Below are 21,983 nucleotides of genomic sequence, written 5' to 3' on the forward strand. Positions count from 1 at the left end.
TAACGCCAACCTTTTGGCGTGGATGATTCTGTTAGAATCGGCAATTATTTTTAATTAGATCAGCGCTAATACTGCTTCACAACAAGGAATGCAAATGAAGAAATTGCTCCCCATCCTTATCGGCCTGAGCCTGACGGGCTTCAGCGCGATGAGCCAGGCAGAAAACCTGTTACAGGTTTATCAGCAAGCACGTCTGGGCAACCCTGAGCTGCGTAAGTCAGCCGCCGACCGTGATGCTGCGTTCGAAAAGATTAATGAAGCACGTAGCCCGCTGCTGCCGCAATTGGGTTTAGGTGCAGATTATACCTACAGCAATGGATTCCGTGACAACAACGGTGTGAACTCCAATGTCACCAGCGCCTCACTGCAATTAACGCAGACCTTGTTTGATATGTCCAAATGGCGTGCCCTCTCCTTACAGGAAAAGAGCGCCGGTATTCAGGACGTAACCTATCAGACCGATCAGCAAACGCTGATCCTGAACACCGCTACCGCTTACTTCAACGTACTGAGCGCGATCGACTCGCTCTCCTACACCGAAGCGCAGAAACAGGCGATTTACCGTCAGTTGGACCAAACCACCCAGCGTTTCAACGTGGGCCTGGTCGCCATCACTGACGTGCAGAACGCCCGTTCGCAGTACGACAGCGTGCTGGCGAACGAAGTGACTGCCCGTAACAACCTCGACAACGCACTGGAATCTCTGCGTCAGGTGACCGGCAATTACTACCCAGAGCTGGCGTCTCTGAACGTTGATAACTTCAAGACTGACAAACCGCAGGCGGTTAACGCCCTGCTGAAAGAAGCTGAAAACCGTAACCTGGCGCTGCTGCAGGCTCGTCTGAGCCAGGATCTGGCGCGCGAGCAAATCCGCCAGGCGCAGGATGGTCATCTGCCAACCGTGGGGCTGACCGCATCGACGGGTGTTTCTGATACTACCTACAGTGGCTCAAAAACCAACACCACCCAATTCGATGACAGCAACCAGGGACAGAACAAAATCGGCCTGAACTTCTCTTTGCCTCTGTACCAGGGCGGCATGGTGAACTCTCAGGTGAAACAGGCACAGTACAACTTTGTTGGCGCAAGCGAGCAGCTTGAAAGCGCGCACCGCAATGTGGTTCAGACCGTTCGTTCTTCCTTTAACAACGTGAACGCCTCCATCAGCAGCATCAACGCTTACAAACAGGCCGTTGTGTCTGCGCAAAGCTCCCTGGATGCGATGGAAGCAGGTTACTCCGTCGGTACGCGTACCATCGTTGATGTGCTGGATGCGACCACCACGCTGTATAACGCGAAGCAACAGCTCTCCAGCGCTCGTTATAATTACCTGATTAACCAGCTGAATATTAAATCCGCGCTGGGTACGCTGAACGAGCAGGATCTGCAAATGCTGAACAGCACGCTGGGTAAACCGGTTTCAACAACGCCTGAAAGCGTTGCCCCTGAAAACCCGCAGCAGGACGCCAGCGCTGATGGCTACAATGCCAACAGCACCGCCCCTGCCGCTGAGCCAGCCGCGGCTCGCACCACCACAACAAATAGCACCGGAAACAACCCGTTCCGTAACTAATTGTTGAATAATCCCTCTCCCTTTCGGGAGAGGGTCACATTTGAACGTAAGCCAACGTAAAGATCCCCCTGAATCCCCCTCTGCGCTTCATTTTCGACCACTCATCCTCTATCCTGAGCCTTATTTACTTCGTTCTACCACTGGGTCCTGGAAGACAAAATGAAACGGACAAAAACGATTAATCACGCTTCGTTCCGCAAAAACTGGAACGCACGCCATCTCACCCCTGTAGCCCTGGCATTCACCGCCGTATTTATGCTGGCAGGCTGTGAGCAATCCGATGAAACAGTATCGATGTATCAGAATGCCGATGACTGCTCGTCAGCCACCGGTAAAAGCGCGGAATGTACCACTGCCTATAACAATGCTCTGAAAGAAGCAGAACGTACCGCGCCGAAATACGCCACCCGTGAAGACTGTATCGCCGAGTTCGGTGAAGGTCAGTGCCAGCAGGCACCGGCTCAGGCTGGAATGGCACCTGAAAACCCGGCGCAGGCCCAGTCCAGCGGCAGCTTCTGGATGCCGCTGATGGCAGGTTACATGATGGGCCGCATGATGGGCGGTGGAATGGGCTTCCAGCAGCAGCCGCTGTTCAGCTCCAAAAATCCGTCCAGCCCGGCCTACGGTAAATACACCGATGCGAGCGGCAAAAACTACGGCGCGGCGACGCCAGGCCGTTCGATGACGGTTCCGAAAACCGCGATGGCGCCAAAACCTGCGACCACCAGCACCGTGACGCGCGGCGGCTTTGGCGATTCCGTGGCGAAACAAGCGACCATGCAGCGTAGCGCGACAGGTTCCACCACTCGCTCAATGGGCGGCTGATAATGGAACGAGTCAGTATTGTCGAGCGCCCGGACTGGCGCGAAAAAGCCACCGAATATGGTTTCAACTTCCACACCATGTACGGCGAACCGTACTGGTGTGAAGATGCCTATTACAAGCTCACCCTCGCCCAGGTCGAAAAACTGGAAGAGGTGACAGCCGAACTGCACCAGATGTGCCTCAAGGTGGTGGAAAAGGTGGTTGCCAGCGATGAGCTGATGACCAAATTCCGCATTCCAAAGCATACCTGGGGTTTTGTACGTCACGCCTGGCAGACCCACCAGCCTTCACTCTATTCACGCCTCGATCTGGCGTGGGACGGCGTAGGCGATCCTAAGCTGCTGGAAAATAACGCCGATACGCCGACCTCGCTGTACGAAGCGGCGTTCTTCCAGTGGATCTGGCTTGAAGATCAGGCGGCGGCGGGCAACCTGCCGGAAGGCAGCGATCAGTTCAACTCCTTGCAGGAAAAATTAATCGAGCGCTTCGCTGAACTGCGCGAGCAGCACGGATTTAATTATCTGCATCTGGCCTGCTGTCGCGATACCGTTGAAGATCGCGGGACCGTGCAGTATCTGCAGGACTGCGCAGCCGAAGCGGAAGTGGCGACTGAGTTCCTGTATATCGAAGATATCGGTTTAGGCGAGCGCGGCCAGTTTACGGATACGCAGGACCAGGTGATTAGCAACCTGTTCAAGCTCTATCCGTGGGAATACATGCTGCGTGAAGTGTTCTCCACCAAGCTGGAAGACGCGGGCGTACGCTGGCTGGAACCGGCCTGGAAGAGCATTATCTCTAACAAAGCGCTGCTGCCGATGCTGTGGGAGATGTTCCCGAATCACCCTAACTTGCTGCCTGCGTATTTCGCCGAAGATGATTATCCGCCGATGGATAAATACGTCATTAAGCCGATCTTCTCCCGCGAAGGGGCGAACGTTTCCATTATTGAAAACGGCAAAACCCTCGAAGCGGCGGAAGGCCCATACGGCGAAGAAGGGATGATCGTGCAGGAGTTCTATCCGCTGCCGAAATTTGGCGACAGCTATGTGCTGATTGGCAGCTGGCTTATCAACGATCAGCCTGCGGGGATTGGGATTCGCGAAGATCGCGCGTTGATCACCCAGGATCTGTCGCGCTTCTATCCGCATATTTTTGTGGAGTGATGGGTTTGCCGGGTAGTGGCTTCGCCTTACCCGGCCTGCAAAATCGCACGAACCTGAAGCCCGGTAAGCATAGCGCTACCGGGCTTTTCGTTAGCCAATTTGCACCGACAGCATACTCAAACTGCCCATCTCGATCCCCTCCACCGGCACGGTCACCGGTTCACTGCCGTCCCACGCGCCCAGCACGTACAGCAGCGGCAGGAAGTGCTCCGCCGTTGGATTAGAGAGCGAACCGCCCTCGTGATCCAGATAGTTCACCAGCGGATGTTCTTCCGCAGGTCCTTGCCAGGTGAGATTGGCTTTTACAAAATCATTGAACGACGTCGCCCATGGGTATGGCGTGTTTTCACCGTGCCAGCGGGCAGTGCGCAGGTTATGCACCACGTTACCGCTCGCCACCAGCATGATGCCTTCATCGCGCAGTTTTGCCAGCTTGCGACCGATCTCAAGGTGCCACGCCGCCGGTTTAGTGCTGTCGATACTCAGCTGCACCATGGGGATATCGGCGTCCGGATACATTTTGATCAGCACGCCCCAGGAGCCGTGGTCAAAGCCCCAGGCCTCTTTATCCAGCGTCACCGGAACAGGCGCCAGCAACTCCACCAGCTGTTGTGCCAACGCTGGTGAACCCGGTGCAGGGTAATGGGTGTCATACAGCGCCTGCGGGAAGCCACCAAAATCATGAATGGTTTTCGGTGCTTCCATGGCCGTGACGCCGGTGCCGCGCGTAAACCAGTGTGCAGAGATCACCACGATGGCCTTCGGACGCGGCAACGTCTCGCCCAGGTGACGCCAGGCACGCGTATAGACGTTATCTTCCAGAACGTTCATCGGACTACCGTGGCCCAAAAACAGTGCTGGCATACGAGAAGAAGTCATGGTGATATCCTTACATAGGGTGTTTATTTAATGTCACTACATTACCCGCTATCTGCACAACAAGAACTCAGATAAGCGTGATGAAGATCTTCAGAAAATTTGAATGTAAGAAATATGTAAAGCCGGAAATGTCCTCTCGCTTTGCGGCAGATTAGTCATTAACATTAATGAGAATCATTATCATAAGGAGCATTGAATGTCAGTACCCTTGATTCTGACGATACTTGCGGGTGCCGCCACCTTCATCGGTGCCATTCTTGGCGTGCTCGGACAGAAGCCTTCGAACCGCGTGCTGGCGTTTTCTCTCGGATTTGCCGCCGGGATTATGCTGCTGATCTCCCTGATGGAGATGCTGCCTGCGGCACTCGGCACCGAAGGGATGTCGCCGGTTCTCGGCTACGGCATGTTCGTCGTGGGCCTGCTGGGGTATTTCGGTCTCGACCGGATGTTACCCCATGCGCATCCGCAGGATCTGATGCAGAAAAGCGTCAAACCGTCGCACGGCAACATCAAACGCACGGCCATTTTGCTCACCCTCGGCATCAGTCTGCACAACTTCCCTGAAGGTGTCGCCACTTACGTGACGGCGAGCAATAACCTTGAACTGGGCTTTGGGATTGCGCTGGCGGTGGCGTTGCACAATATTCCTGAAGGACTGGCCGTCGCTGGCCCGGTTTATGCTGCGACAGGCTCAAAACGCACGGCGGTCTTTTGGGCCGGGATTTCGGGTCTGGCAGAGATATTAGGCGGCGTGCTGGCGTGGCTGATTCTTGGCAGCATGATCTCCCCGGTGGTAATGGCCGCAATTATGGCTGCGGTGGCGGGGATTATGGTCGCGCTGTCCGTAGACGAACTGATGCCGCTGGCGAAAGAGATCGACCCTAACAATAACCCCAGCTACGGCGTGCTATGTGGAATGTCGGTGATGGGATTAAGTCTGGTACTGCTACAAACAGCAGGAATTGGATAAAAAAACGCCGGGATAACCCGGCGTTTTTTATTTAGCTGGCTTTACGTTCATGCGCCTGGCGGTAGGCCACCAGATCTTCGATGGTCACCACAGCCATATTGTGTTTCTTCGCAAACTCGATGCACTCTGGCGCGCGGGCCATGGTGCCGTCATCGTTGGTCAGTTCACACAGCACACCCGCAGATTTAAAACCTGCCAGCGTCACCAGATCGATGGTCGCTTCAGTGTGGCCGCCGCGCGTCAACACGCCGCCCGGCTGCGCGCGCAGTGGGAAAACGTGGCCAGGACGGTTCAGGTCTGATGGCTTAGCATTATCCGCGGTGGCAGCACGCACGGTCGTCAGGCGGTCAGCAGCAGAAACGCCGGTGGTCACACCGTGCGCGGCTTCGATGGTGACGGTAAAACCGGTACCGAATGCGCTGGTGTTGTTTTCGACCATCATCGGCAGATCGAGCTGTTTACGACGTTCGTCGGTCAGACAAAGACACACGATGCCACTGCCGTGACGAATGGTCAGCGCCATCTGTTCAACGGTCATGGTTTCAGCGGCGAAAATCATATCGCCTTCGTTTTCACGGTCTTCATCATCGAGAACCATCACACCGCGATGTTCACGGAGTGCGGTAAGAGCAAGCTCTACACGGTCAGTAGAGGTGCCAAAAGCGGAAAGTAGCGTCTGATTCATGGTAAAAAAACCTCATTAAAATTATGGTTACCAGAATCAGGGCAGTCTTAGGAGCACCGCGTAAGCGGTAAAAAAATAACGTGAGCGGGCCTTGCCCGGCTTGATCGTTACTCTCTCCCATCCGGACTCTAACCGTCGGCTCCGGAATTACACCGGATCTGCTGACCTTTGAGTTTTCACCCAAAGCGCTCGCGGGCTTTCAGCGCAAGGCTGATTTACCGCCGGTGGGGAATTTCGCCCCGCCCTGAGAATAAGCGAGATAACTATAACGCTATTGATTATGCTGGGCAATGCATAAGCATCAAACAATTCTGGATTTGCATTTCATTATCCAAATTGCCTTTGCGTCGACGGCCCCCTCAACCCCCGTTCACATCGTTAACGTGACTTTGGGTGGATTTCACGCTTACCGCATCGCAAATGATTTTGTGCAAAAGATCGCGGGTAACGCGCTACAATGTTCGCTAACACCTTCTGATCAAGGGAAACGACCATGATTGACCCGAAAAAAATTGAACAAATTGCCCGTCAGGTTCATGAATCTATGCCGAAAGGTATTCGTGAGTTTGGCGATGACGTCGAGAAGAAAATCCGCCAGGTGCTGCAGTCGCAGCTGACGCGTCTTGATCTGGTGAGCCGTGAAGAGTTCGACGTGCAGACGCAAGTGCTGCTGCGCACCCGCGAAAAGCTGGCGCTGCTGGAGCAACGCCTGACCGAGCTGGAAAACCGCAGCCAGCCCGCAGAAGTGAAACCGGCACCGGCGATTCCGCCCGTCGACCAAGCATAAAAAAGCCGGGTGGCGCCTGCGCCTTCCCCGGCCTGCAAATCGGAAAAAAAAACGGCAACCTCAGTTGCCGTTTTTTGTATTTGCACCCTCTCACTGTGGAGAAGGTTAAGTGAGAGCATCAGCCCGCACCAATCCCATTTTACTGGCTGTCTTTCTGGATCTTCTTAATGATGTTGGTGGTGGAACACCCGTCCTCAAAATTGAGTACCATCACTTCGCCGCCGTTGGCCCAGACCTCTTCACTCCCCGCAATCTGCTCCGGCTTATAGTCGCCGCCCTTCACCAGCAGATCCGGCAGAATGCCAGCAATCAGACGCCGTGGCGTGTCTTCTTCAAAAGAGACCACCCAGTCGACCGCTTCCAGCGCGCCGAGCACAATCATGCGCTGCTCCAGTGGGTTCACCGGACGCGTTTCACCCTTCAGACGTTTGGTAGACGCATCGCTGTTCACCGCGACAATCAGACGATCGCCAAGCTTACGCGCATTCGCCAGATACGAAACGTGGCCGGCGTGCAGAATGTCGAAGACGCCGTTGGTCATGACCACTTTCTCGCCGCGCTTGCGCGCCGCAGCCACCGCAGTTTTCAGTTCGTCTTCGCTCATCACGCCAAAACCGGTATCCGCACGTCCGCGTACCGCATTTTCCAGCTCGATCGGCGAAACGGTAGACGTCCCCAGTTTACCGACCACGACGCCTGCCGCCGCGTTGGCAAAGTAGCAAGCCTCTTCCAGTGAATTGCCCGCCGCCAGCGTCGCCGCCAGCACGCCAATCACCGTATCGCCTGCACCGGTCACGTCGTACACTTCCTGCGCCTGCGTCGGCATATGCAGCGGCGCTTTGCCCGGCTGCAGCAGCGTCATACCCTGCTCAGAGCGGGTCACCAGCAGAGCGGAGAAGTCGAAATCGGCGATGATTTTCATCCCGCGCTCCACGATCTCTTCTTCGTTTTTGCACTTGCCTGCCACCGCTTCAAATTCGGAGAGGTTAGGCGTCAGCAGCGTCGCGCCGCGATAGCGTTCAAAATCGGTCCCTTTCGGGTCGATCAGCACCGGCACACCCGCTTTACGCGCCAGCTGAATCATCTGCTGTACGCTGGCGAGCGCACCTTTGGCGTAGTCAGACAGCACCAGTGCGCCGATATTGCCCAGCGCCTGCGCGATACGCTCGTGTAGCGGCTCAGGATCAACACCTTCAAAACCTTCTTCGAAGTCGAGGCGGATCAGCTGCTGGTTGCGGGACAGCACGCGCAGTTTGGTGATGGTTGGATGCGTTGGCACAGAAACGAAATCACACTTCACGTTCACGTCGGCCAGCGTTTTGCTGAGCGCGCGTGCCGCATCGTCAATGCCGGTCAGCCCTACCAGACGCGAATGCGCGCCGAGAGAAGCAATATTCATCGCCACGTTTGCCGCGCCGCCGGGACGCTCTTCAATGGTATCGACCTTGACGACCGGGACCGGTGCTTCCGGGGAGATGCGGCTTGTCGGCCCGTACCAGTAGCGGTCCAGCATCACATCACCGACAACCATAACTCCAGCACGTTCAAACTCTGGCAGTGTTACTTTCATTCCTGACTCCAGAAAGATTCACAATTTGCGCGCGATAATATCACACTTGTTTTGTTACGCACGGTTCCACCAGCCACTTCTGCCAGCTGGTTCGAACGCGTTCTCGCTCAATGCTGAAACATTCCGCCGCCACATGGCCCGGCTGTTCCTGTAACGCCAGATGATGCAATTCATCGCGAAGCGTGGTGTAGGCGTGGGTTAACGCCTGCGCTTCTTGCTCATCCATAATGTCGTTTTGCGCCAGCAGTTCCAGAATGCGCACGTTATCAGACCAGCGTGTCAGCTTCGGCTTGTCGTGCGCATGACGAAGCACCAGATACTGAGTAATAAACTCGATATCGGTGATCCCCCCCTCATCGGCTTTGATATCAAAGCGATCGCGATGCTTGTTACCGAGATGGGCGCGCATCTTCTCGCGCATCTCTCGTACTTCGGTTTGCAGGGTTTCGCCCTCACGCGTTGCGGTAAGCACATCACGGCGAATGGCGTCGAACTGCGTTTTCAGCTGCGGATCGCCGTACACCACGCGGGCACGCACCAGCGCCTGATGCTCCCACGTCCAGGCTTCGTTTTGCTGATAATCCGCAAACGACTCGGTAGACGTGACCAGCATCCCCGCCGCGCCGGACGGGCGCAGGCGCGCATCCACTTCGTACAAAATCCCGGAGGAGGTGCGGGTGCTGAAGAGGTGCATAATGCGCTGCGCCAGACGCAGGTAAAACTGACGCCCGTCGATTTCGCGGTCGCCATCAGTCATGACATCCACCGGGCAATCGTGCAGGAAAATTAAATCCAGATCGGAGCTGTAGCCCAGCTCCCAGCCGCCCAGTTTGCCGTAGCCGACCACGGCAAAACCCCGTCCTTCGCGATCAGCCAGATGTTTTGGCTGACCGTAGCGCACCACCATTTGGCTCCAGGCCTGCTGGACTACCGCGTCGATGATCGCTTCCGCCAGCCAGGTTAAATGGTCGCTGACTTTCATCACCGGCAGGGTGCCCGCGATATCGGCCGCCGCCACGCGCAGCATCTGCGCCTGTTTAAACTGCCGCAGCGCTTCGAGCTGTTGCTCTTCGTCCTCTTCCGGAACCCGCAGCAGATACTGCCGCAGTTCGTCGCGATACGCATCCATCGCTGTCGGTTGATAGAGGGTGTTAGGGTCAAGCAGCTCATCCAGCAGCAGCGGATAGCGCGCCAGTTTGCTCGCCACCATCGGCGATGCGGCGCAGAGTGAAATTAAATGTTTGAGCGCACCGGGGAATTCACTCAGCAGCTCAAGATAGGTCGTGCGGGTGATGATGCCGGTGAGCAGCGGCGTCAGGCGCGACAACGGAATCGGCGCATCCGCCCGCGAGCAGACGTTGCTTAGCAGGTGCGGCATCAGGTGGTCAAGCACCTGCCGTCCGCGCGGGCCGATGGCGCGTTTGTTCATCTCCATGCGGAAATCGGCGATCAGCGCCACCACGCGATGACGGTCGTCGTCGCTCAAATGCGCCAGCACCGGCGTGGTGTCATCTTCCTGCAGCGCATCCTGCCACAGCTCGCGCCAGTGTTCGGACAGCGTATCGTCCGGCGATTCGCTCTCGTCATCCCCAATCAAATCGTTAAAAATGCGTCGAACGCCCGCCATATGGGCGTCCAGCGTCTCCGTCAGCCCCTGCCAGTCATCAACGCGCATGCCCCAGGCCAGCCGCGCGCGGTTCAGATCGTCGCCCGGCAGCGTCTGGGTCTGTTCGTCATTGATGCTTTGCAGCAGGTTTTCGAGACGACGCAGATAAAGATAGGCATCGTGCAGAGTCTGGGCGTCACCCTCCGGCAGCAGATGCAGCTGTTCGATGGCGTTCAGCGTCGGCAGCAGCGAGCGGGACTGCAGGGACGGCTCACGCCCACCGCGAATCAGCTGGAACACCTGCACGATAAATTCGATTTCCCGGATACCGCCCGCGCCGAGCTTGATGTTGTCTTTCAGGCCCCGGCGGCGCACCTCGCGGGCAATCATCCCTTTCATATTACGCAGGGACTGAATGACGCTGAAATCGATATAGCGGCGGAACACGAACGGGCGCAGCATGGCGCGCAATTCGCTGGCGTAGATGTCGTCTTTGTCGCCCATGATCCGTGCTTTGACCATCGCGTAGCGCTCCCAGTCGCGCCCCTGCTCCTGGTAATAATCTTCCAGCGCGGCAAAGCTCAGCACCAGCGGGCCGCTATCACCGAACGGGCGAAGGCGCATATCCACGCGATAGACGAAACCGTCCTGGGTTGGCTGATCCAGAGCTTTGATCAGCCGCTGGCCGAGACGGGTGAAGAACTGCGCGTTATCCAGTTCGCGGCGGCCCCCACGGGTCGCGCCCTTTTCCGGCCAGGCGAAGATCAGGTCGATATCCGACGAGAAATTCAGCTCACCGCCGCCCAGTTTCCCCATGCCTAAAATCATCAGCGGCTGCGGCGTGCCCTCTTCACTGCACGGCGTGCCCCACTCTTTGCAGCAGGCGTCGTACAGCCAGTCGCGCGCGGCGACAATCAGCGTTTCCGCCAGACAGCTCAGCTGCTGCAGAGTGCTCTCTTCGCTCACCAGCGCCAGCGACTGCGCCCAGGCGATACGCACCATCACGCGACGGCGGAACTGGCGTAAAACGCGCATCAGCGTCGGCTCGTCTGCCACCTCTGCCAGCGCGTCGCTCAGCCACTGAGCGTAGTGCTGCCATTCGTCGGCCTGCGGCGGTGCCGCTTCCAGTTCAGCCAGCCAGTCAGGATTCGCGGTAATGCTCTCCTGCACAAAATCACTAAAAGTAAGCACTTGCTGCGCCTGCTCACTCAGTGAGGCGGCGGGTAATGACTCCGGCAGACGCGCACAAACCGTCTGCCAGTGCTGCTGAAGCTGTGAAGAAAGCGGCATCATGGGGTTCCTTGCCTGAGTTAACGTTTTCCGCTGTGCAGCCAGAACGGCTCTTGCGAAATAGCCTCGTTACGGAAATGTTCAATTTCAATACGCTGGCGCGTCTCTATGGCATGGCGAAGCCCCTGCCAGTTCTCCAGCCACGCCTGCGCTTTCGGCCCATCGTAACTTCCCGATAGCAGCAGAACGCTGTCGATATCACGGTTCAGACGTACCAGCTGATCGCTGTACTGATCGCCCAGCGGGCGGTCAAAAATGGTTTTCAGCTCGGAGTTGCTGCGGGACAAATGGGTATCCGCAAAACGCTTAAACGACTCGGCGATTTTCTTCTGGGTTTTATCATCCAGAAAACGCTGCCAGCCGCGCGTCACCAGGAATTCCGTCAACGCCAGTTTGGCAGCCGCGGTTTGCGGGCTGTAGACCGCCGTTTCGGCAGAAACATCAGTGGCCATCAGCGTTTCGGTCTGGGTCAGGAAATCACGTAAGTGAGTGCTCGCTTTACGTGGTACGACGCCGCCAAACAGCGTCAGGGTACTGCGAACCAGGCCCATCGCCGCAATCACATGTTTCTTCGCGTCGCTCACACCGTGTATCCACAGCTCCTCGTGGTACTGCCACTGGCTCAGGGCCAGCTCCAGCGAGGCTTCCAGACCCTGCTCAACGCTGGACTTGGGTGCCACGTGCAGGATGGTGGTGGCTTTCACCTGACGCGGCGCATTTCCCGCCGCCAGATGGTAGCCTCGCGCGGCCTTGCTCAGGCTGCCCTGACGCAGCCCCGACTGGCCCACCAGCTTACGTGCCAGTTTGAGCACGTCGTCAGCGCTGCCTTCCAGCAGTTCAAGCTCCAGCTCGCAAATCGGTTCCTGGAACTCGCCCGCTTTCACTTCGCCCCGATCGAGGGCAATTTCGATGCGGCTTTTGCCTTCGTTCACCAGCCATTTTTCACGCCAGAAATCGGTGCTGAACAGCGGCTGAACCTGCGCTGACAGCCCGTCCGGCAGTTCACCGTTCGGCCAGACTTCTGCCGGAAGACGATTCAGCTCAAGTTCTGGCTTTTCAATGTCGATATTGTATTCAGGACGCTGATGCAAACCGCCCACCACACGCCCGGCAATTTTCATCGTCATTTCATAGCGCCCGTTCGCACCACGGATGCGCAGCCCCATATCGTGACGACGCAGCCAGTTATCCGCCGTTTCGTAATAGATATTGAGGAGTTGCACCGGCTCGTGGTGCTCGCTGGTCAGCTGATTCAGATGGTTACGCAGCGCATCAACGCTGCCCGTTTCGACGATAAATTTTAATTCGATCTCTTGTGCCATAGCCCTGTACTTTCGGTTGCGTCACAGCCGCGTCAATGAAGGCGAACTTCCTCGCCATTTGTTTGTCAGTACATAGTATTTTGCGCCAAATTGCCACGCAATGAGCAATTTGAGGGGTGTAAAAGTCTGAAGCCGTGACACAGATGATTCCGATTGCTGACGAATGCTTTGCGTGGAGACACTGTTGCCACTACTATCGTTCCACTTTTTATGAAAATAACGACTAATGATGCTTAAATTACGCCTGATTGGACTGACTTTACTTGCTTTCAGCGCCGCGACTGCGGTCCACGCTGAAGAGAAACGTTATGTTTCCGACGAATTGAACACCTGGGTACGTAGCGGCCCTGGAGATAATTATCGCCTCGTGGGTACGGTGAATGCCGGCGAGGAAGTGGTTCTGTTACAAACAAATCAGGACAGTAACTACGGTCAGGTGCGCGACAGTACCGGCCGTACGTCGTGGATCCCGCTGAAAGAGCTGAGCACCGTGCCGAGCCTGCGCACCCGCGTGCCGGATCTGGAAAATCAGGTGAAAACCCTGACCGATAAGCTGACCAATATCGACACCACCTGGAACCAGCGCACGGCTGAAATGCAGCAGAAAGTGGCCCAGAGTGACAGCGTGATCAACGGCCTGAAAGAAGAGAACCAGAAGCTTAAAAACGAGCTGATTGTGGCGCAGAAAAAAGTGAGCGCCGCCAATCTGCAGCTCGATGACAAACAGCGCACCATCATCATGCAGTGGTTTATGTATGGCGGCGGCGTGCTGGGCGTAGGTCTGGTACTCGGTCTGGTTCTGCCACATCTGATCCCAAGCCGTAAACGTAAAGATCGCTGGATGAACTAATTCGTCTTATTCACCATACTTACGTATTATCAGGTGAAAAGAGAATTGGGGAGTTTACGGCGTGAAGATTTATCTGGTCGGTGGTGCGGTTCGTGATGCGTTGTTAGGTCTGCCGGTCAAAGATAAAGACTGGGTCGTGGTGGGCGCCACGCCAGAAGAGATGCTTAACGCGGGCTACCAGCAGGTAGGCCGCGATTTCCCTGTGTTTCTTCACCCTAAAAGCCGCGAAGAGTACGCCCTGGCACGCACGGAGCGCAAAGCCGGTTTTGGTTACACCGGTTTTACCTGCTATGCCGCGCCGGACGTTACGCTCGAGCAGGATCTGCTGCGCCGCGATCTGACGATTAACGCCCTGGCGCAGGACGACGACGGTCATATCGTCGACGCCTACGGCGGCCAGAACGATCTGCACAACCGAATTTTACGCCACGTCTCCCCGGCCTTCTCTGAAGATCCGCTGCGCGTCCTGCGCGTGGCGCGCTTCGCTGCCCGTTATGCCCATCTGAGCTTCCGCATCGCCGACGAAACCATGGCCTTAATGACCGCCATGACCGACGCGGGCGAGCTGGAACATCTCACGCCGGAACGCGTCTGGAAAGAGACGGAGAACGCCCTTACTACCCGCAATCCGCAGGTCTTTTTCCAGGTGCTCCGTGATTGCGGCGCGCTGAAGGTGCTGTTCCCGGAAATCGACGCCCTGTTTGGCGTCCCGGCTCCGGCGAAATGGCATCCGGAAATCGATACCGGCGTTCATACCCTGATGACGTTAAGCATGGCGGCGATGCTCAGCCCGGACGTGGATGTGCGTTTCGCGACGCTCTGTCACGATCTGGGCAAAGGATTAACGCCGAAAGCGCTCTGGCCGCGCCATCACGGGCACGGCCCGGCGGGCGTCAAACTGGTAGACAATATTTGCCAGCGCCTGCGCGTGCCCAATGAGATCCGCGATCTGGCGAAGCTGGTCGCTGAATTCCACGACCTGATCCACACCTTCCCGATCCTCAAACCGGCCACCATCGTGAAGCTGTTCGACAGCATTGATGCATGGCGAAAACCGCAGCGCGTCGAGCAGATCGCTCTGACCAGCGAAGCAGACGTACGTGGGCGCACCGGCTTTGAAGCCTGCGACTATCCGCAAGGACGTTTGCTGCGCGAAGCGTGGGAGATCGCCAGAGCGGTGCCGACGAAAGACGTGGTTGAAGCCGGATTTAAAGGCCCGGCAATCCGCGACGAGTTAACGAAACGGCGGATTCAGGCGGTAACGGACTGGAAGGAAACGCGTTGCCCTCAGCCAAAAGACTGAGGGCAGTGAGTGGCTTAGAAGAAGACCACGTAAACGGCCGCTGCGACGATAAAGCGGTAGATCGCAAACGGGATGAACGAGATACGTTTGATGATCTGCAGGAAGGTTTTGATCGCCACCAGCGCGACCAGGAACGCGGTCACAAAGCCCACGGCGAACATCGGAATGTCACCCACCGTCAGGAAGTGGAAGCTCTTATAGAGATCCAGCGCGGTGGCACCCATCATCATTGGCACTGCCAGCAGGAACGAGAACTCGGACGCCGCATAGCGGCTCACGCCCATCAGCATCCCGCCGGAAATGGTCGCCCCTGAACGGGAAAAGCCCGGCCAGAGCGCCAGACACTGGAAGCAGCCGATGATAAACGCCTGGCGATAGGTCATATCGTCCAGACCCGGCGCTTTCGGCTCTTTGGGTTTCAGCAGTTCCGCCGCTATCAGCAGCACACCGCCGACCACCAGCGCATACATCACGTTAATTGGGTTAAACAGCGATTTGATCGTGTCGTGGAAAACCAGCCCCAGCACCACCGCCGGAACCATCCCAAGCAGGATGTGAATCAGCGTCAGACGCCCTTTCCCCTCGCCTTCGTGCTGCGGCGGGCGGCCAAAGTGAATGCCGATAAGACCGAACAGGCGACGCCAGAACATCACCACCACGGCCAGAATGGAACCCAGCTGAATGACCACTTCAAACGTCTTTGCCGTTTCGCCTTCAAAGCCGAGCAAATGACCGACAATGATCATGTGTCCGGTACTGGAAACGGGCAAAAATTCCGTCAATCCTTCGACCACACCCAGTATTGCCGCCACCAGCAGCGAGTGTACATCGCTCATCTATTAACCCTTCTAAAAATGTAAAAAACGGCGAACCTCAATGGACGCCGTGAAAGAGACAGCTTTAAGACCGGTATAACCGAAAATGGTTTAGCGATTATGACGTTAAATCTTTGCTTTAAGATTATTGCCACGCTCAATGATCACGCCGACGTTCGCCGCGCGCGCCACGGCACCCGGTTTGCTGAGTTTAATGCGCACCCACGGCGAATTAAAACGGCTTAACAGCAGTTCGGCCACCTCTTCCGCTACGCGCTCCACCAGCGCAAAACGTTGCCCTTCGACATGCTTCACCACCGTTTCGCTGATATCCGCATAGCTCAGGCAGTCTTTAACATCATCACTTTTTGCGGCCAGGCGATTATCCCAGCCCATTTCGATATCGAACACCAGCTTCTGCTCGATGGTCTGTTCCCAGTCGTAAACACCAATTGTGGTGATTACCGAAAGTTGCTCTATAAATACAATATCCATCACGACCTGCCTGCTTTTTGGCTAAACCGGATACCACTTCCGGCGAATTATGCGTATTATCCACAGATGCAGAGAATACAGATACATTTTCAAAACGGAACAGCGTTATGAGTGCAATCGCGCCTGGAATGATCTTCCTCGCTTACCTTTGCGGCTCAATCTCCAGCGCCATTCTGGTCTGCCGCATCGCCGGATTGCCTGACCCTCGCGTCAGCGGTTCCGGGAATCCAGGGGCGACCAATGTATTACGAATTGGCGGCAAGGGAGCAGCCGTAGCGGTATTGATCTTTGATGTTCTGAAAGGGATGTTACCCGTCTGGGGCGCCTATGCGCTGGGCGTCACGCCGTTCTGGCTGGGGCTTATCGCCATCGCTGCCTGTCTGGGCCACATCTGGCCAATATTCTTTGGTTTTAAAGGCGGCAAAGGTGTCGCCACTGCGTTTGGCGCAATCGCCCCCATCGGCTGGGATTTGACCGGCGTGATGGCTGGCACCTGGCTGCTAAGCGTATTGTTGAGCGGCTATTCGTCGCTGGGCGCAATTGTCAGTGCGCTGATCGCCCCGTTTTATGTCTGGTGGTTTAAACCCCAGTTCACCTTCCCGGTCTCCATGCTCTCCTGCCTGATTCTCCTGCGTCATCACGACAACATTCAGCGTCTGTGGCGCCGCCAGGAAACAAAAATCTGGACCCGATTTAAGAGAAAGAAAAAAGATCCGCAGTAGTTTGAACCACGAGAATTCCAGAAACCGGCTCAGAAATGAGCCGGTTTTTTTTCATCTATCCATAAGCGACTCATATGACAGGGTTCATTTCTGCCAGGGCATACTGAAGCAGAAAATGGCGAGCGGATGGATGCAGCATGTTAGCAACCCAGGTGACTGATAACGCGTATAAAGGCTGGCTGGCGTCGCTTGCGTTGCAGTTTCGCCACACCCCGCAAAAAACCGTCCTGCACTCGGCGCGACACATCGGCCCACTTACCGTTCAGCGTCCGTTTTATCCCGAAGACGAAACCTGCCATCTCTATCTATTGCACCCGCCCGGTGGCATTGTCGGCGGCGATTCGCTCGATATTTCAGTCCAGCTGGCAGCGAACAGCCATGCGCTGATCACCATGCCGGGTGCCAGCAAGTTTTACCGTAGCAGCGGCGCGCAGGCGCATCTCAATCAGCATTTTTATGTTGAGGAGCAGGCGACGCTTGAGTGGCTGCCGCAAGACACGATTTTTTTCCCCGGCGCTGACGCCCGGCTTCGTTCGGTGTTCCATCTGCATCACTCCAGTACCCTGCTGGCATGGGAGCTGCTGTGCCTGGGCCGTCCGGTGATCGGTGAAACCTTCAGCCACGGCACCCTGGAAAGTCGGCTGGAGGTGTGGCTCGACGATGAACCGTTGCTCGTGGAACGTCAGCACCTGCGCGACGGCGATCTCACGCCGGTAGCGGCTCATCCATGGACAGGCACCCTGCTCTGTTATCCGGCAAACGAAGCTCTGCTGGACGGCGTGCGCGAACGGCTGGCAGCCCTTGGGAATTTTGCCGGAGCAACGCTCACCGATGGCCTGCTGTCGGTGCGTTTTCTCTCTCACGACAACCTGATTTGCCAGCAGGCGATGCGCGACATCTGGCAATACCTGCGACCGCAGGTTACCGCTAAAGCGCCTCACGCCCCCCGAATCTGGCAGACCTAAGAGAATCCTATGGAACTGACTCCCAGAGAAAAAGACAAGCTGTTGCTGTTTACCGCCGCGCTGGTCGCGGAGCGCCGCCTCGCACGTGGCGTCAAACTTAATTACCCGGAATCGGTCGCGCTGATCAGCGCCTTCATTATGGAAGGGGCGCGCGACGGGCAAACCGTGGCGGAGCTAATGGAAGCGGGTCGCCATGTGCTGACGCGCGCGCAGGTGATGGAGGGCGTGCCGGAGATGATCCCGGATATTCAGGTGGAAGCCACCTTCCCGGACGGCTCTAAGCTCGTCACCGTTCACAACCCGATCCTGTGAGGGGAAACCGATGATCCCAGGCGAATATCAGATTAAACCCGGCCAGATCGCCCTTAACGTGGGGCGCAAAACCCAGCGCACGATCGTCGAAAATCACGGCGATCGACCGATTCAGGTGGGATCGCATTACCACTTTTACGAAGTGAATCCGGCGCTGAAATTCGATCGCGAATCCACAAAAGGCTATCGCCTTAACATTCCGGCAGGCACTGCGGTGCGCTTCGAACCGGGGCAAAAGCGCGAAGTGACGCTGGTACAGGTCGCCGGGGCACAGCGCATTTTCGGTTTTCGCGGGGAAGTGATGGGCGAACTGGAGAACCACAATGGCTGAGATTTCGCGTCAGGCGTATGCCGATATGTTTGGCCCTACCACGGGCGATAAAGTGCGGCTGGCCGACACCGAGCTGTGGATCGAGGTGGAAAACGATCTCACGATCTACGGCGAAGAGGTGAAATTTGGCGGCGGGAAAGTGATCCGCGACGGCATGGGCCAGGGGCAGATGACGGCGCAGGCGTGCGTGGATCTGGTGCTGACCAACGCGCTGATCGTCGATCACTGGGGGATCGTGAAGGCGGATATCGGCGTCAAAGATGGCCGGATCTTCGCCATCGGCAAAGCCGGGAACCCGGATATCCAGCCCGGCGTGACGATCCCGATTGGCGCGGCGACAGAAGTGATCGCCGCCGAAGGTAAAATCGTCACCGCCGGCGGGATCGACACCCACATTCACTGGATCTGTCCGCAGCAGGCGGAAGAGGCGCTGGTCTCCGGCGTCACCACCATGATAGGCGGCGGAACCGGTCCGGCGGCAGGCACCAACGCCACCACTTGTACGCCGGGGCCGTGGTATATCGCGCGGATGTTGCAGGCCGTCGATACCCTGCCGGTGAATATCGGCCTGCTGGGCAAAGGCAACGCATCTAATCCTAACGCCCTGCGCGAACAGGTTGCAGCGGGCGCTATCGGGCTGAAAATCCACGAAGACTGGGGCTCGACGCCTGCGGCGATCAACTGCTCGCTGGAGGTTGCCGAAGAGATGGACATTCAGGTGGCGCTGCACAGCGACACGCTGAACGAAGGGGGCTTTGTCGAAGATACGCTGGCGGCGATTGGCGGGCGAACCATTCACACCTTCCATACCGAAGGGGCGGGCGGCGGCCATGCGCCGGATATTATTACCGCCTGCGCGCATCCGAATATTTTGCCCTCCTCCACCAATCCGACCCTGCCGTACACGGTCAACACCATCGATGAGCACCTCGATATGCTGATGGTTTGCCATCACCTCGACCCGGATATCGCCGAGGACGTGGCTTTTGCCGAATCACGTATCCGCCGGGAAACCATAGCCGCCGAAGATGTGTTGCACGATATCGGCGCTTTCTCGCTGACCTCTTCAGACTCCCAGGCAATGGGCCGCGTGGGCGAAGTGATTATCCGGACCTGGCAGGTGGCGCACCGCATGAAAGTGCAGCGCGGGCCGCTGGCGGAAGAGTCCGGGGAGAACGACAACTTCCGCGTCAAACGCTATGTCGCCAAGTACACCATTAACCCGGCACTGACCCATGGGATCGCCCACGAGGTCGGTTCGATTGAAGCGGGAAAACTGGCGGATCTGGTGGTCTGGTCACCCGCGTTTTTTGGCGTTAAACCCGCCACCATCGTTAAAGGCGGAATGATCGCCTGTGCGCCGATGGGGGATATCAACGCATCAATTCCCACGCCGCAACCGGTGCACTATCGCCCGATGTTTGGCTCGCTGGGCGCCGCACGCCACGCCACGCGGCTGACGTTTGTCTCCCAGGCCGCAGCGACCGGCGGTATCCCGCAGCAACTTAACTTACAAAGCGCCATCGCCGTGGTGAAGGGCTGCCGGACAGTGAAAAAGGCCGACATGATCCACAACAGCCTGCAGCCGAACATCACCGTGGATGCGCAAACCTACGAGGTGCGTGTGGACGGTGAACTGATAACCAGCGAACCGGCAGACGTCCTGCCGATGGCGCAACGCTATTTCCTGTTCTGAGGAGAGATGATGATCTACTTAACCCAACGCCTTGATCACCCGCACTCGGTCACCGCAAGCGTCACGCTGCCGATTGATGTGCGGGTGAAAAGCCGCGCCCGCGTGGAGCTGAACGACGGGCGCGAAGCGGGGCTGATGCTGCCGCGCGGGCTGCTGCTGCGAGGCGGCGATCTGCTCACCACCGATGACGGTCTGGAAGTGATCGAAGTGATTGCCGCGCCGGAGTCGGTGTCGGTAGTGCGCTGCGCCGATCCCTATCTGCTCGCGCGCGCCTGTTATCACCTCGGCAACCGCCACGTTCCGCTGCAAATCATGCCCGGCGAGCTGCGCTACCACCACGATCACGTCCTCGATGACATGCTGCGTCAGTTCGATCTCGACGTGACCTTTGCTCATCTGCCGTTTGAACCAGAAGCCGGGGCCTATGCCAGCGAAACCCACGGTCATGCGCATGCGCATTCCCATTAAGGTGCCCTGAAGGAATGGAGCACAACCGCCAGCAGTTACGCCTGATGCAGCTCTCCAGCAGCAGTCTGCCGGTCGGCTCTTTCACCTGGTCCCAGGGGCTGGAGTGGGCGGTGGAAGCGGGCTGGATTTCCACCGCCGCTGAGTTCAGGCAGTGGCAAATTCAGCAGATGGAGCGGAGCTTTTTGTGCGTCGATTTGCCCCTGTTTATCCGTCTGTACCGCGCCTGTGAGGGGAACGACATTGCCGCCGCAAAACGCTGGACGGCGTATCTGCTCGCCTGTCGCGAAACGCGTGAGCTGCGTGAGGAAGAGCGCAATCGCGGCGCGGCCTTTACCCGGCTGATTAAGAGCTGGGAGCCGGAGTGCCCGCCCGAGTGGTTACCGCTGTTTTCCAGCAGCCAGCTGTGCGGCATGGCGTGGCTCGGTGTGCGCTGGGACATTGACGTCCAGGCGTTAGCGTTGAGCCTTGGCTACAGCTGGATGGAGAGCGCCGTTATGGCGGGCGTAAAACTGGTGCCGTTCGGACAGCAGGCCGCGCAGCAGTTGATTATCGAATTGAGCGACCATTTTGCTGCAAAGCTCGGTCAGGCGTGGGAGCGCAGCGATAACGAACTGGGGGCGGCGACACCGCTCTCGGCCATCGCCTCTGCGCGTCATGAAACACAATATTCACGGTTATTCCGATCCTGAGGATTATTTATGGCTGAATACAAACATCCCCTGCGCGTGGGCGTGGGTGGCCCGGTCGGGTCGGGTAAAACCGCTCTGCTGGAATCCCTGTGCAAAGCGATGCGCGACACCTACCAGCTCGCCGTTGTGACTAACGATATCTACACCAAAGAGGATCAGCGCATCCTGACGGAAGCCGGGGCGCTGGAACCAGATCGTATTGTCGGCGTGGAGACTGGCGGCTGCCCGCATACCGCGATTCGCGAAGATGCCTCCATGAATCTCGCCGCCGTCGAGGCCTTGAGCGAGAAGTTTGGCAATCTGGATCTGATTTTTGTTGAAAGCGGCGGCGATAACCTGAGCGCCACCTTTAGCCCGGAGCTGGCGGATTTGACGATCTATGTGATTGACGTTGCCGAAGGGGAAAAGATCCCGCGCAAAGGGGGGCCGGGGATCACCAAATCAGATTTCCTGGTGATCAATAAAACGGATCTGGCGCCGTACGTCGGGGCGTCTCTTGAGGTGATGGAGCGCGACACAAACCGGATGCGCGGTGAACGTCCGTGGACCTTTACCAACCTGAAAGCAGGCGACGGATTAGCGAAGATTATAGATTTTTTGGAAGTGAAAGGGATGCTGAAGGTATAAGCGGGATCCTCAACCGATGCAGGCCGCACATTTTCAGGCC

General features: G+C 57.2%; 22 protein-coding genes and 1 riboswitch. Of the genes, 15 read left to right on the forward strand and 7 right to left on the reverse strand.

Features of this window, described 5'->3' with window-relative positions; translation table 11 throughout:
• Positions 1-94 precede the first annotated feature (94 nt).
• From tolC to ETG88_RS08565, 3 genes are all read left to right on the forward strand, one after another.
• Positions 95-1,573, forward strand: a complete 1,479-nt coding sequence (gene tolC, locus ETG88_RS08555) for an outer membrane channel protein TolC (protein ID WP_123428410.1) — start codon at positions 95-97, stop codon at positions 1,571-1,573.
• 159 nt (positions 1,574-1,732) lie between these two features.
• Entirely contained in the window at positions 1,733-2,398 is a 666-nt protein-coding gene (locus ETG88_RS08560; RefSeq protein ID WP_129035174.1) for a DUF1190 family protein, read from the forward strand.
• 2 nt (positions 2,399-2,400) lie between these two features.
• Positions 2,401-3,561 (forward strand): glutathionylspermidine synthase family protein, encoded by a 1,161-nt coding sequence (locus tag ETG88_RS08565; protein WP_100778891.1) that lies wholly within the window; start codon positions 2,401-2,403, stop codon positions 3,559-3,561.
• 90 nt (positions 3,562-3,651) lie between these two features.
• On the opposite strand, the gene ygiD is transcribed toward ETG88_RS08565, so the two are convergent.
• Positions 3,652-4,440: a 4,5-DOPA-extradiol-dioxygenase gene (gene ygiD / locus ETG88_RS08570; protein ID WP_102104790.1), complete on the reverse strand. Its 789-nt coding sequence runs from the start codon at positions 4,438-4,440 to the stop codon at positions 3,652-3,654.
• A gap of 196 nt (positions 4,441-4,636) precedes the next feature.
• Here ygiD and zupT point away from each other — a divergent pair, with 196 nt between their 5' ends.
• Positions 4,637-5,410: a zinc transporter ZupT gene (gene zupT / locus ETG88_RS08575; RefSeq protein ID WP_100778889.1), complete on the forward strand. Its 774-nt coding sequence runs from the start codon at positions 4,637-4,639 to the stop codon at positions 5,408-5,410.
• 31 nt (positions 5,411-5,441) lie between these two features.
• On the opposite strand, the gene ribB is transcribed toward zupT, so the two are convergent.
• Positions 5,442-6,095: a 3,4-dihydroxy-2-butanone-4-phosphate synthase gene (ribB, locus tag ETG88_RS08580; protein ID WP_095283406.1), complete on the reverse strand. Its 654-nt coding sequence runs from the start codon at positions 6,093-6,095 to the stop codon at positions 5,442-5,444.
• Between the two features lie 105 nt (positions 6,096-6,200).
• A riboswitch (FMN riboswitch) is annotated at positions 6,201-6,351 on the reverse strand.
• A 237-nt stretch (positions 6,352-6,588) separates the two neighbouring features.
• Here ribB and ubiK point away from each other — a divergent pair.
• A complete protein-coding gene (gene ubiK, locus ETG88_RS08585; RefSeq protein WP_095283407.1) occupies positions 6,589-6,882 on the forward strand; it encodes a ubiquinone biosynthesis accessory factor UbiK in 294 nt (97 codons plus the stop codon).
• A gap of 139 nt (positions 6,883-7,021) precedes the next feature.
• Here the strand turns inward: ubiK and hldE are convergent, their stop codons facing one another.
• From hldE to ETG88_RS08600, 3 genes are read right to left on the reverse strand one after another with little or no spacing between them, the layout of a single operon-like run.
• Positions 7,022-8,452 (reverse strand): bifunctional D-glycero-beta-D-manno-heptose-7-phosphate kinase/D-glycero-beta-D-manno-heptose 1-phosphate adenylyltransferase HldE, encoded by a 1,431-nt coding sequence (gene hldE, locus ETG88_RS08590; RefSeq protein WP_129035175.1) that lies wholly within the window; start codon positions 8,450-8,452, stop codon positions 7,022-7,024.
• Positions 8,453-8,492: 40 nt separating this feature from the next.
• Positions 8,493-11,348, reverse strand: coding sequence for a bifunctional [glutamate--ammonia ligase]-adenylyl-L-tyrosine phosphorylase/[glutamate--ammonia-ligase] adenylyltransferase (glnE, locus tag ETG88_RS08595; protein ID WP_123428406.1), 2,856 nt, complete (start codon positions 11,346-11,348; stop codon positions 8,493-8,495).
• Positions 11,349-11,368: 20 nt separating this feature from the next.
• The gene (locus ETG88_RS08600) at positions 11,369-12,670 is read right to left on the reverse strand and encodes a CYTH domain-containing protein (protein WP_100778885.1); all 1,302 of its coding nucleotides are present in this window, start codon (positions 12,668-12,670) and stop codon (positions 11,369-11,371) included.
• A 229-nt stretch (positions 12,671-12,899) separates the two neighbouring features.
• On the opposite strand from ETG88_RS08600, the gene ETG88_RS08605 reads away from it, so the two are divergent.
• The gene (locus ETG88_RS08605; RefSeq protein ID WP_100780817.1) at positions 12,900-13,520 is read left to right on the forward strand and encodes a TIGR04211 family SH3 domain-containing protein; all 621 of its coding nucleotides are present in this window, start codon (positions 12,900-12,902) and stop codon (positions 13,518-13,520) included.
• Between the two features lie 61 nt (positions 13,521-13,581).
• Positions 13,582-14,823 carry a multifunctional CCA addition/repair protein gene (locus ETG88_RS08610; RefSeq protein WP_107702818.1) on the forward strand — a complete coding sequence of 414 codons (1,242 nt, stop codon included), beginning with the start codon at positions 13,582-13,584 and terminating at the stop codon, positions 14,821-14,823.
• 14 nt (positions 14,824-14,837) lie between these two features.
• Here ETG88_RS08610 and bacA read toward each other — a convergent pair whose 3' ends face one another.
• Positions 14,838-15,659, reverse strand: a complete 822-nt coding sequence (gene bacA / locus ETG88_RS08615; RefSeq protein ID WP_100778883.1) for an undecaprenyl-diphosphate phosphatase — start codon at positions 15,657-15,659, stop codon at positions 14,838-14,840.
• Between the two features lie 105 nt (positions 15,660-15,764).
• Positions 15,765-16,133: a bifunctional dihydroneopterin aldolase/7,8-dihydroneopterin epimerase gene (gene folB / locus ETG88_RS08620; RefSeq protein ID WP_129035176.1), complete on the reverse strand. Its 369-nt coding sequence runs from the start codon at positions 16,131-16,133 to the stop codon at positions 15,765-15,767.
• Between the two features lie 107 nt (positions 16,134-16,240).
• Here folB and plsY point away from each other — a divergent pair, with 107 nt between their 5' ends.
• The 8 genes from plsY to ureG all read left to right on the forward strand — a co-directional run bounded on the left by plsY (position 16,241) and on the right by ureG (position 21,943).
• The gene (plsY, locus tag ETG88_RS08625) at positions 16,241-16,855 is read left to right on the forward strand and encodes a glycerol-3-phosphate 1-O-acyltransferase PlsY (RefSeq protein ID WP_100778881.1); all 615 of its coding nucleotides are present in this window, start codon (positions 16,241-16,243) and stop codon (positions 16,853-16,855) included.
• 137 nt (positions 16,856-16,992) lie between these two features.
• A complete protein-coding gene (locus tag ETG88_RS08630; protein WP_129035177.1) occupies positions 16,993-17,820 on the forward strand; it encodes an urease accessory protein UreD in 828 nt (275 codons plus the stop codon).
• A 9-nt stretch (positions 17,821-17,829) separates the two neighbouring features.
• Positions 17,830-18,132, forward strand: coding sequence for an urease subunit gamma (locus ETG88_RS08635; RefSeq protein ID WP_039031754.1), 303 nt, complete (start codon positions 17,830-17,832; stop codon positions 18,130-18,132).
• Between the two features lie 10 nt (positions 18,133-18,142).
• The gene (locus tag ETG88_RS08640; protein WP_129035178.1) at positions 18,143-18,463 is read left to right on the forward strand and encodes an urease subunit beta; all 321 of its coding nucleotides are present in this window, start codon (positions 18,143-18,145) and stop codon (positions 18,461-18,463) included.
• Positions 18,456-20,159: an urease subunit alpha gene (ureC, locus tag ETG88_RS08645; RefSeq protein ID WP_129035179.1), complete on the forward strand. Its 1,704-nt coding sequence runs from the start codon at positions 18,456-18,458 to the stop codon at positions 20,157-20,159. The genes ETG88_RS08640 and ureC overlap by 8 nt, the downstream gene beginning before the upstream one ends.
• Positions 20,160-20,168: 9 nt before the next feature.
• Positions 20,169-20,627, forward strand: coding sequence for an urease accessory protein UreE (gene ureE, locus ETG88_RS08650; protein ID WP_129035197.1), 459 nt, complete (start codon positions 20,169-20,171; stop codon positions 20,625-20,627).
• A gap of 14 nt (positions 20,628-20,641) precedes the next feature.
• Positions 20,642-21,316, forward strand: a complete 675-nt coding sequence (locus ETG88_RS08655; protein WP_129035180.1) for an urease accessory protein UreF — start codon at positions 20,642-20,644, stop codon at positions 21,314-21,316.
• Positions 21,317-21,325: 9 nt separating this feature from the next.
• Entirely contained in the window at positions 21,326-21,943 is a 618-nt protein-coding gene (gene ureG / locus ETG88_RS08660; RefSeq protein WP_102104800.1) for an urease accessory protein UreG, read from the forward strand.
• Positions 21,944-21,983 lie beyond the last annotated feature (40 nt).

The sequence above is a fragment of the Lelliottia nimipressuralis genome, from assembly GCF_004115925.1.
Lineage (GTDB): Bacteria > Pseudomonadota > Gammaproteobacteria > Enterobacterales > Enterobacteriaceae > Enterobacter > Enterobacter nimipressuralis.